Consider the following 9,874-nt stretch of genomic DNA (forward strand, 5'->3'; position numbering starts at 1 on the left):
GTGAGGACGTGGTCCTCACCGACGGGCGCGGCCGCTGGGCCGAGTGCGTCGTCAAGGCCGCCGAGGGCAAGGACCGGCTGGTCGTCTCGGTCTCCGCCACCGGCGGGGAACCGGAACCGGCCGTGCGGATCACCGTCGTCCAGGCCCTGCCCAAGGGGGACCGCGGCGAGCTCGCCGTCGAGACCATGACCGAGACCGGTGTGGACGCCATCGTCCCCTGGCAGGCCTCGCGCTGCATCACGCAGTGGCGCGGCGACCGCGGCGCCAAGTCCCTGGCCAAGTGGCGGGCCACGGCCCGGGAGGCGGGCAAGCAGTCCCGCCGGGTCCGCTTCCCCGAGGTGGCGGAGGCCATGTCCACGAAGCAGGTCGCGGCGCTGCTGGCCGGAGCCGATCTGGCGGTGGTCCTGCACGAGGACCGCGACGCCCCCGCGGGGGCGCTGGCCACGGCCGAGCTCCCGGCCGGCGGCTCCATCGTCCTGGTGGTCGGCCCCGAGGGCGGGGTCTCCCCGGAGGAGCTGGCCGTCTTCGCGGAGGCCGGCGCCCACCCCCACCGCCTGGGACCGTCGGTCCTGCGCACCTCCACCGCCGGCACCGCGGCCACCGCGGTCCTCCTGGCGCGCACCGGCCGCTGGTCCTGAAACACGCAGGAGGCCACCGGCGCCGCCGGATACGATGCCCGGGCTGATCAACATCGGCGTCGGCGGCCCGTCGACGCCCCTGTCACGGAAGGCGGAGCAATGGCCGGGGAACCGCAGGCGGACTGCCTGTTCTGCAAGATCGTCGCGGGGACCATCCCCGCGACCGTGGTCGCGGAGACCGAGACGACGTTCGCCTTCCGGGACATCAACCCGCAGGCGCCCACGCACGTGCTCGTGATCCCCCGGGTGCACTACCCCGACGCGGCCTCCCTCGCCGCCGCCGAACCGGCCGTCGCCGCCGACGTGCTGCGCGAGGCCGGCCGCATCGCCGCCGACGAGAAGATCGACGGGCACGGCTACCGCATCGTGTTCAACACCGGCGCCGGAGCCGGCCAGACCGTCTTCCACGCGCACGCGCACCTCCTCGGCGGGCGCGGCCTCCAGTGGCCCCCCGGATAGACCGTGTCCGCACGCGAATTCGTGGTGCTGGGCACCGCCAGCCAGGTGCCCACCCGCCACCGCAACCACAACGGCTACCTCCTGCGCTGGGACGGCGAGGGCATCCTCTTCGACCCGGGCGAGGGCACCCAGCGCCAGATGCTGCGCGCCGGGGTGGCCGCGCACGACATCAACCGGATCTGCATCACCCATTTCCACGGTGACCACAGCCTCGGCCTCGCCGGGGTGATCCAGCGCATCAACCTGGACCGGGTCCCGCACCCCGTCACCGCCCACTACCCGGCCTCCGGGCAGAAGTTCTTCGACCGGCTCCGGTACGCCACCGCCTACCGGGAGACCGTAGCGCTGCGCGAGGAACCCGTGGCCGAGGGCGGGACGCTGGCCCGGGAGCCCTCGTACACGCTCGAAGCCCGGCTGCTCTCGCACCCCGTCGAGTCCTTCGGCTACCGGCTGACCGAACCGGACGGGCGCCGCATGGTGCCCGAACTGCTCGCGCGGCACGGGATCAAGGGGCCCGACGTCGGCCGGATCCTGCGCGAGGGGCGGCTGGGCGGGGTCACGCTCGACGACGTCAGCGAGCACAAGCCGGGGCAGAGCTTCGGTTTCGTCATGGACACCCGGCTGTGTCCGGGCGTGGACGAGCTCGCCGCGGGCTGCGACATGCTCGTGATCGAGTCCACGTTCCTCGACGAGGACGAGGCGCTGGCCACCGACCACGGGCACCTCACCGCCGGCCAGGCGGCCCGGACAGCCCGCGACGCGGGCGTCCGGCACCTCGTGCTGACGCACTTCTCGCAGCGCTACCCGGACCCGCAGGAGTTCGAACGCCAGGCCCGCGCCGCCGGCTTCGAGGGCGAACTGACGATCGCCGCGGACCTCGCCCGCGTCCCGCTGCCGAAGCGCGGCTAAAGGCTGTCCTCCGTCTCGCGGCGGGTGCGGGCGGATGCCGGCGGGAGCAGCAGGATCCTGCGCGGGGTGCGGCGTACGCGGACGGGCGCGCCCGTCGGCTCCGGGCCGCCCGCGGGGGAGGCCGCCGGGGTGTCGCCGCGCAGGACGGGCTCCGCGGCCGCCGGGCGGGCGCCCGCGCGCAGCGCGACGGCGGTCAGCGGTCCGGCCACCGTCAGCAGCAGCGCGCCCAGCACCAGCCCCATGCCCGGGAAGCCGAACGCCTCGGCGAGCAGGCTGCCCGTCACGGGCCCGCAGGCCGTTCCCAGCGAGGAGGCGGCGCCGGCGAGCACCGCCCAGCGGCCGCGCGGGTCCAGGGCCGCCGCGAGGCCGATCACGTACGAGAGGACGACCGGGTACACCGCGTTCCACAGGATCTCCCCGGTGGCGAACCCGGCGAGCCCGTCCGCGGCGGACGTCAGCACGATGCAGCCCGCGATGGCGGCGGTGCCCGCGCCGACCGGGACGGCCCGGCCCAGCCGGGCCCCGAACGCGGAGGCGGCCGTGACCCCGAGCAGGCCCGCGCCCAGCGCCACGGCGAAGACGACGCCCAGGGTGGCCTCGGGCAGGCCCGCCTGCTCGGCGCCGATCCGGCCGCTGACGCCCCACAGCGCCTCCTGGGACAGCGACCAGAACAGCAGGCAGCCCGTCAGCACCGCCCCGGCGCGCGGGTGCGGCGGCCGCCCGGTGCCCCGTACGGAAGGACCCGGACGGGTGGGCCCGCCGAGCCGGCCGGTCGCCGGCCAGGCCAGGGCCGCGACCAGGGCGATGGCCGCGAACGGGAGCGCGTGCCCGCCGCCGAGGCGCGGCAGGGCCAGGTAGAGGGCCCCCGCCGTCGCCGAGACGGACAGCAGCCCGAGGGACGAGGTGCGGTGGGGATCGCGCTGCCCGGCGATCCCGGCGGCGGCCACGGCGGTGGCGGTACCGGAGCCGAAGCCGCCGACGACGACGCCCGCGACCACCAGCGGGAGCACCGTGGTCGAGGCCGCCGTGCCGTAGCCCAGGGCGGCGAGCAGCAGTCCGAGCCGGGCCAGCGGGCGGGGCCCGTGGCGGGGGATGCGGGAGGCCAGGGTGAATCCGGCCGTGGCCGAGCCGAGCAGCAGGGCGGTGCCGACGAGCCCGGCCTGGGCGGGACTCAGCGGGAGGTGCGCGTCGAGCCGGCCGACGACGGTGGGGAGCAGGTACGAGGCGACGTATCCGGCGGTGAAGAGGGCCACCAGGGGCCAGGAGGCGGGTGGCGCGGAGGCGTTGTCGGACACGGCAGTTCCCGGTGGTGCGCAGGTGCGGCGGAAGATTCCGCGGAACCGCGGCGCCCTTGTCTATCAAGTGGTTCGCGACCCGGAGAAGAGCGGCATGAGAGTGATGTGCGACACACTGGGTTTTGGCCGTGCCGGGGACGGGCAGGGCTGGCAGCTTTCCATCAGCTTTCCACTCCATGCCCGCTTGCAGAAACGAGCCTTCGCACCAAACGGGGAGTACACCGTGACCAGTCGGGACAGCCGCACCATCCGCAGCGCAGCCGTGGACCCGCTCGGTCCGCTGCGGGACCCCGCCGAACCGGGGTTCGACGTCTACCTGACCGGCTCGGTCTTCCTCGACATCATCTTCACCGGCCTCGACTCGGCCCCGGTCCGCGGTACGGAGTCCTGGGCGCGCGGCATGGGTTCCAGCCCCGGGGGCGTGGCCAACATGGCCACCGCGCTGGCCAGGCTCGGCCTGCGCACCTCGCTGGCCGCGGCGTTCGGCGACGACCACTACGGCGAGTACTGCCGGGACGCGCTGGAGCAGGGCGAGGGCATCGACCTGTCGATGTCGCGGACCATCCCCGGCTGGCACAGCCCGGTCACGGTCTCGATGGCGTACGAGGGGGAGCGCACGATGGTCTCGCACGGCCACGAGGCCCCGCCCCCGGCGGGCCCCGGGCCGTTCCCCCAGTGCCCGCCGCGCACCCGGGCCGCCGTGGCCTCCCTGGGGCAGGGGCGGACGGACGCGTGGATCGCGGAGGCGGCGCGGCGCGGGGCGCGGGTCTTCGCGGACGTGGGGTGGGACGAGAGCGGCCGCTGGGACCTGGACGCCCTGGCCGACCTGGAGCACTGCGAGGCGTTCCTGCCGAACGCGGGCGAGGCGATGCGGTACACGCGGACCGAGTGTCCGAGAGCCGCGGCCCGGGCGCTGGCCGAGAGGGTGCCGGTCGCGGTGGTGACCATGGGCGCGGAGGGCTCGTACGCGGTGGACGGGCGGACCGGCGAGACGGCGGAGGTGCCCGGGATCGCGGTGGACGCGCTGGACCCGACGGGGGCGGGCGACGTCTACGTGGCGGGCTTCGTCACGGGCACCCTGGCGGGGTGGCCGCTGGCGGACCGGCTGGCCTTCGCGGGCCTGACGGCGGCCCTCTCGGTCCAGGAGTTCGGCGGCTCGCTGTCGGCCCCGGGCTGGCCCGAGGTGGCCCACTGGTGGCGCACGGCCCCCGAGGCCCTGCGACCGCGCTACGCCTTCCTGGACGCGCTGGTCCCGCCGGGCACGGAGCCGGCCTCCCGGCGGCGTGCGGTCCCGACCATCGGCTTCCGCCACCCGGTCTGAGCCGGCCCGGCCCCGGCGGGGCGAGGGGCGGGGAAAACCCCTCGGGGATGGTCCGGCGGAGTCGTACCCTTGGTACTCCGGAGGTCGTCGATCGGCGAGGCCCCTCAGCGGGAGGTATGTGCAGGCCACAGTGCCGGCCCATGACTCAGACACCCACAGCCCAGACACCGGCGCCGGGGCAGGCGCGAGCCCACTTCACCGTTCCGGCCAGGCACCCGATGGTCGCGGTGCTCGGCTCGGGTGACGCCCTGTTGCGCGTGATCGAGAAGGCCTTCCCGAAGGCCGACATCCATGTTCGGGGCAATCAGGTCAGCGCGGTCGGAGAAGCGGCGGAAGTCGCCCTGATCCAGCGCCTGTTCGACGAGATGATGCTGGTGCTCCGCACCGGGCAGCCGATGACGGAGGACGCAGTGGAACGCTCGATCGCCATGCTCAAGGCGAGCGGCAACGGCAACGGCCCGGACGAGACGCCCGCGGAGGTGCTCACCCAGAACATCCTCTCCAGCCGCGGCCGCACCATCCGCCCCAAGACCCTCAACCAGAAGCGGTACGTCGATGCGATCGACAAGAACACGATCGTGTTCGGCATCGGCCCCGCCGGTACCGGCAAGACGTACCTCGCCATGGCCAAGGCGGTCCAGGCCCTCCAGTCCAAGCAGGTCAGCCGGATCATCCTGACCCGCCCCGCCGTCGAGGCGGGCGAGCGGCTCGGCTTCCTGCCGGGCACGCTCTTCGACAAGATCGACCCGTACCTGCGCCCGCTGTACGACGCGCTGCACGACATGATCGACCCGGATTCGATCCCGCGGCTCATGGCCGCCGGGACCATCGAGGTGGCCCCGCTCGCGTACATGCGCGGGCGCACCCTCAACGAGGCCTTCGTCGTCCTGGACGAGGCGCAGAACACGAGCCCGGAACAGATGAAGATGTTCCTGACCCGTCTCGGCTTCGATTCGAAGATCGTCATCACCGGTGACATCACCCAGGTCGACCTCCCCGGCGGCACCAAGTCGGGTCTGCGCCAGGTCCAGACGATCCTCGAAGGGGTCCCGGACATCCACTTCTCGCGGCTCACGTCCGAGGATGTCGTCCGGCACAAGCTCGTCGGCCGTATCGTCGATGCGTACGAGAAGTACGACGACAGCCAGGACGACCGGTCCCGGAACGGCTACCAGCGGAAGTAGAACCCAGCGCACCATGTCGATCGACGTCAACAACGAGTCCGGAACCGAGGTCGACGAGCGGGCGATCCTCGACATCGCCCGCTACGCGCTCACCCGGATGCGGATCCACCCGCTGTCCGAGCTCTCCGTCATCGTCGTCGACGAGGACGCCATGGAGCAGCTCCACATCCAGTGGATGGACCTGCCGGGTCCCACCGACGTCATGTCCTTCCCGATGGACGAGCTCCGTCCGCCGTCGAAGGACGACGAGGAGCCCCCGCAGGGCCTCCTCGGCGACATCGTGCTCTGCCCCGAGGTGGCGAAGAAGCAGGGCGAGGACGCCCCGACGCAGCACTCCATGGACGAGGAGCTCCAGCTCCTGACCGTCCACGGGGTGCTGCACCTGCTCGGGTACGACCACGAGGAGCCGGACGAGAAGGCCGAGATGTTCGGCCTCCAGGCGGCCATCGTCGACGGCTGGCGCGGTGAGCGCGGCCTGACCGGTCCGTCTCCGGCCCCGACCGTCTCGTGACCGCCCCGCAGCTGATCACCGGCGCGGTGCTGCTGGTGGTGGTGGCCTGGTTCGCCGCGTGCGCCGAGTCCGGGATCGCCCGGATCTCCGGCTTCCGCGCCGAGCAGGCCGTACGGGAGGGCCGGCGCGGCAGCGAGAAGCTCGCACAGGTCGCCGCCGACCCCACCCGCTACCTCAACGTGGCGCTGCTCGTGCGGGTCACCTGCGAGATGGCCGCCGGGGTGCTCGTCACCTACGTCTGCCTCGACGAGTTCGGCGACAACTGGAAGGCGCTGCTGGTCGCGATCGCGGTGATGGTGCTCGTGTCCTTCGTGGCCGTGGGCGTCTCCCCGCGCACCATCGGCCGCCAGCACCCCCTCAACACGGCGACGGCGGCCTCGTACGTCCTGGTCCCGCTCGCCCGCGTGATGGGGCCGATCCCGCAGCTGCTGATCCTCATCGGCAACGCGCTCACACCCGGAAAGGGCTTCCGCAAGGGGCCGTTCGCCTCCGAGGCGGAACTGCGCGCGATGGTCGACCTCGCGGAGAAGGAGTCGCTGATCGAGGACGAGGAGCGCCGGATGGTGCACCAGGTCTTCGAGCTCGGGGACACGCTGGTGCGCGAGGTGATGGTGCCGCGCACCGACCTGGTCTGCATCGAGCGGTACAAGACGGTCCGTCAGGCGACCACGCTGGCCCTGCGGTCGGGCTTCTCGCGCATCCCGGTGACCGGGGAGAACGAGGACGACATCGTCGGCATCGTGTACCTGAAGGACCTGGTCCGCAAGACGCACATCAGCCGGGACGCGGAGGCCGACCTGGTCACGACCGCGATGCGGCCGGCGGTGTTCGTCCCGGACACCAAGAACGCGGGTGATCTGCTGCGGGAGATGCAGCAGGTGCGCAACCACGTGGCCGTGGTCATCGACGAGTACGGCGGCACCGCGGGCATCGTCACCATCGAGGACATCCTCGAAGAGATCGTCGGCGAGATCACCGACGAGTACGACCGTGAACTCGCCCCCGTCGAGGACCTGGGCGAGGACCGCTACCGGGTGACGGCGCGCCTGGACATCACCGACCTCGGCGAGCTGTTCAAGGTCGAGGACTTCGACGACGAGGACGTGGAGACGGTCGGCGGGCTGCTGGCGAAGGCGCTGGGCCGGGTGCCGATCGCGGGCGCCTCGGCGCTCGTGGAGCTGCCGGACGGGCGGCCGCTGCGGCTGACGGCCGAGTCCCCGGCGGGCCGGCGGAACAAGATCGTGACCGTGCTGGTGGAGCCGGTGGCTCCGGCGGCCGGCGAGGGCGGGGAGGGCGAATGACGCCGGCGGAGCTGCGCGGGTTCTGCCTGGGTTTCAACGCGGCGGTGGAGGAGTTCCCCTTCGGCCCGGAGGCCTCGGTGTTCAAGGTGCTCGGCAAGATGTTCGCGCTGTCCGCGCTGGACGGGGACCCGCTGAGGGTGAACCTCAAGTGCGAGCCGGAGCAGGCGGTACGGCTGCGGGCGGAGCACGACGCGGTCGCCCCGGGCTGGCACATGAACAAGCGGCACTGGAACACGGTGACGGTCGGCGGGCTGCCGGACGCGCTGGTGCGGGAGCTGATCGAGGACTCGTACGACCTGGTGGTCGCCGGCCTGCCGAGGGCGGAGCGGCTGCGGCTCGACCGGCCGTGATGAGGGCGCCCCGGCGGGGCCGTCGTGCGGCCCCTCCGGGGCGCTCCATATGCTTTCGACCATGACCGACACCACCGGGATCAACCCCGAGGACAGCAAGATCATCACGCTGGCGCGCAGCGCCCGGGCCCGCAACGGGGTGCCCGAGGGCGCGGCGGTACGGGACGAGACGGGCCGCACCTACGTCGCCGGGACGGTGGACCTGGAGTCCCTCAAGCTGAGCGCCCTGCAGACGGCGGTCGCGATGGCCGTGGCCAGCGGGGCCGAGTCCCTGGAGGCCGCGGCCGTGGTCAGCTCGGCGGAGGCGGTGGCCGCCGCCGACCGCGCGGCGGTCCGCGACCTGGGCGGCCCGGCCACCCCGGTCCTGCTGGCGGCCCCGGACGGCACCCTCAGGTCCACGGTTCCGGCAGGTTCCTGACCCCGGCCGCCCGGCCCGCGCCGCTGTTCGGGCGGCCGTCGTCGGACCGCCGGCCGCCCCGGGGGCGCCGTGCCGCCGTCCTCACGCAGCGAGCGGACCGTGCGTGCGGCGGCGGATCACCATCGCCATCAGCGCGGCCATCGCGCACAGTGCGCCCGAGGCGTACCAGACCAGGTCGTACGAGCCGAACGCGTCGCGGGCCAGGCCGCCCAGGAAGGCCACCAGCGCCGCGCCCACCTGGTGCGAGGCAAGGACCCAGCCGAAGACGATCGCGCTGTCCTCCCCGTAGTGCTCGCGGCAGAGCGCGATGGTCGGCGGGACGGTCGCGACCCAGTCGAGCCCGTAGAAGACGATGAAGAAGACCATCGGCGGGTGCACGGACGGCGCCAGCAGCACCGGCAGGAACATCAGCGAGATCCCGCGCAGCGCGTAGTACACCGCCAGCAGGCGGCGCGCCTCGAAGCGGTCCGTGAACCAGCCGGAGGCGACCGTGCCGATCACGTCGAACACGCCGATCACCGCGAGCAGCCCCGCGGCCGCGGTCACGGGCATGCCGTGGTCGTGCGCCGCCGGTACGAAGTGGGTCTTGACCAGCCCGTTGGTCGAGGCCCCGCAGATCGCGAAGGTGCCCGCCAGCAGCCAGAACGGTCCGGTCCGGGCCGCCTTGAACAGCACCGTCACCGCCCGGCGCGCCGCACCCGCGGCCGGCGCCGGCTTCTCGGCCCAGGTGCCCCCGTACGGCGCGAGCCCCACGTCGGCCGGGTGGTCGCGCAGCAGCAGCCACACGAACGGGACGACCGACAGCGCCGCCAGCGACACCGTCACGGCCGCCGGACGCCAGCCGTGGTGCACCACCAGCCAGGACAGCAGCGGCAGGAAGACCAGCTGGCCGGAGGCGCCGGCCGCGGTCAGGATGCCGGTGACCAGCCCGCGCCGCGCGGTGAACCAGCGGTTGGTCACGGTCGCCGCGAAGGCCAGCGCCATGGAGCCGCTGCCCAGGCCCACCAGTACGCCCCAGAACAGCACCAGCTGCCAGGACGCCGTCATCCACAGGGTGGCCACCGTGCCGCCGGATATGACCAGCAGGGCCAGGGCCACCACCCTGCGGATGCCGAAACGGTCCATCAGGGCGGCGGCGAAGGGCGCGGTGAGCCCGTACAGCGCGAGGTTCACCGAGACGGCGAAGCCGATCGTGCCCCGCGACCAGGCGAACTCCTCGTGCAGCGGCTCGATGAGCAGGCCGGGAAGGGAGGCGAAGGCCGCGGCCCCGATGATCGTCACGAAGGTGACGGCCGCGACGGACCAGGCGCGGTGAACGCGCCGTGGCAGAGCCGCCGCGGAGCGCAGCCGGTGCCTTGGCCAGACCGGCGGCCTCTCCGTGCGACGCCGCTGGGACCGGTGCCGCAACCCCCGGAGCAGGGCCGTCGTCGCGGTGATGCAGACCCTGCTCGTGCCGGTCATCAAGGACCTGCCGCAACTGCTGGACAC

The 9,874-nt window shown here is 73.4% G+C and carries 11 protein-coding genes; 9 read left to right on the top strand and 2 right to left on the bottom strand.

Annotation, left to right across the window (positions count from 1 at the left end; translation table 11 throughout):
• The 3 genes from ACFXA3_RS23600 to ACFXA3_RS23610 form a co-directional block, all read left to right on the top strand.
• On the top strand, positions 1–638 hold a 638-nt coding region (locus ACFXA3_RS23600), incomplete at its 5' end, for a 16S rRNA (uracil(1498)-N(3))-methyltransferase (RefSeq protein WP_385189739.1).
• A 99-nt stretch (positions 639–737) separates the two neighbouring features.
• Entirely contained in the window at positions 738–1,097 is a 360-nt protein-coding gene (locus ACFXA3_RS23605) for a histidine triad nucleotide-binding protein (protein WP_385189742.1), read from the top strand.
• Positions 1,098–1,100: 3 nt separating this feature from the next.
• Positions 1,101–2,006, top strand: a complete 906-nt coding sequence (locus ACFXA3_RS23610; RefSeq protein ID WP_385189744.1) for a ribonuclease Z — start codon at positions 1,101–1,103, stop codon at positions 2,004–2,006.
• On the opposite strand, the gene ACFXA3_RS23615 is transcribed toward ACFXA3_RS23610, so the two are convergent.
• Entirely contained in the window at positions 2,003–3,301 is a 1,299-nt protein-coding gene (locus ACFXA3_RS23615) for an MFS transporter (RefSeq protein ID WP_385189747.1), read from the bottom strand. The two genes, ACFXA3_RS23610 and ACFXA3_RS23615, sit on opposite strands and share 4 nt — an antisense overlap.
• Before the next feature lie 223 nt (positions 3,302–3,524).
• Between ACFXA3_RS23615 and ACFXA3_RS23620 the strand changes: the two genes are divergently transcribed.
• The 6 genes from ACFXA3_RS23620 to ACFXA3_RS23645 all read left to right on the top strand — a co-directional run bounded on the left by ACFXA3_RS23620 (position 3,525) and on the right by ACFXA3_RS23645 (position 8,386).
• On the top strand, positions 3,525–4,622 hold the full coding sequence (locus tag ACFXA3_RS23620; protein WP_385189750.1) for a PfkB family carbohydrate kinase: 1,098 nt from the start codon (positions 3,525–3,527) through the stop codon (positions 4,620–4,622).
• A gap of 140 nt (positions 4,623–4,762) precedes the next feature.
• Positions 4,763–5,806 carry a PhoH family protein gene (locus ACFXA3_RS23625; RefSeq protein ID WP_385189752.1) on the top strand — a complete coding sequence of 348 codons (1,044 nt, stop codon included), beginning with the start codon at positions 4,763–4,765 and terminating at the stop codon, positions 5,804–5,806.
• A gap of 13 nt (positions 5,807–5,819) precedes the next feature.
• The gene (gene ybeY / locus ACFXA3_RS23630) at positions 5,820–6,317 is read left to right on the top strand and encodes an rRNA maturation RNase YbeY (RefSeq protein ID WP_385189754.1); all 498 of its coding nucleotides are present in this window, start codon (positions 5,820–5,822) and stop codon (positions 6,315–6,317) included.
• Positions 6,314–7,618, top strand: coding sequence for a hemolysin family protein (locus ACFXA3_RS23635; RefSeq protein ID WP_385189756.1), 1,305 nt, complete (start codon positions 6,314–6,316; stop codon positions 7,616–7,618). Before ybeY ends, ACFXA3_RS23635 begins: the two co-directional genes overlap by 4 nt.
• Entirely contained in the window at positions 7,615–7,968 is a 354-nt protein-coding gene (locus ACFXA3_RS23640) for an MmcQ/YjbR family DNA-binding protein (protein WP_385189759.1), read from the top strand. Before ACFXA3_RS23635 ends, ACFXA3_RS23640 begins: the two co-directional genes overlap by 4 nt.
• A gap of 61 nt (positions 7,969–8,029) precedes the next feature.
• Positions 8,030–8,386 (top strand): cytidine deaminase, encoded by a 357-nt coding sequence (locus ACFXA3_RS23645; protein ID WP_385189762.1) that lies wholly within the window; start codon positions 8,030–8,032, stop codon positions 8,384–8,386.
• 81 nt (positions 8,387–8,467) lie between these two features.
• On the opposite strand, the gene ACFXA3_RS23650 is transcribed toward ACFXA3_RS23645, so the two are convergent.
• Entirely contained in the window at positions 8,468–9,733 is a 1,266-nt protein-coding gene (locus ACFXA3_RS23650) for an MFS transporter (protein WP_385189765.1), read from the bottom strand.
• Between the last annotated feature and the right edge of the window lie 141 nt (positions 9,734–9,874).

This window comes from Streptomyces sp. NPDC059456, assembly GCF_042750055.1.
GTDB lineage: Bacteria > Actinomycetota > Actinomycetes > Streptomycetales > Streptomycetaceae > Streptomyces.

Bases quoted from the DNA above. Each gene is read 5' to 3' on its own strand.
- ybeY (WP_385189754.1), top strand. From the start codon at position 5,820: ATGTCGATCGACGTCAACAACGAGTCCGGAACCGAGGTCGACGAGCGG.
- ACFXA3_RS23625 (WP_385189752.1), top strand. From the start codon at position 4,763: ATGACTCAGACACCCACAGCCCAGACACCGGCGCCGGGGCAGGCGCGA.
- ACFXA3_RS23645 (WP_385189762.1), top strand. From the start codon at position 8,030: ATGACCGACACCACCGGGATCAACCCCGAGGACAGCAAGATCATCACG.
- ACFXA3_RS23640 (WP_385189759.1), top strand. From the start codon at position 7,615: ATGACGCCGGCGGAGCTGCGCGGGTTCTGCCTGGGTTTCAACGCGGCG.
- ACFXA3_RS23605 (WP_385189742.1), top strand. From the start codon at position 738: ATGGCCGGGGAACCGCAGGCGGACTGCCTGTTCTGCAAGATCGTCGCG.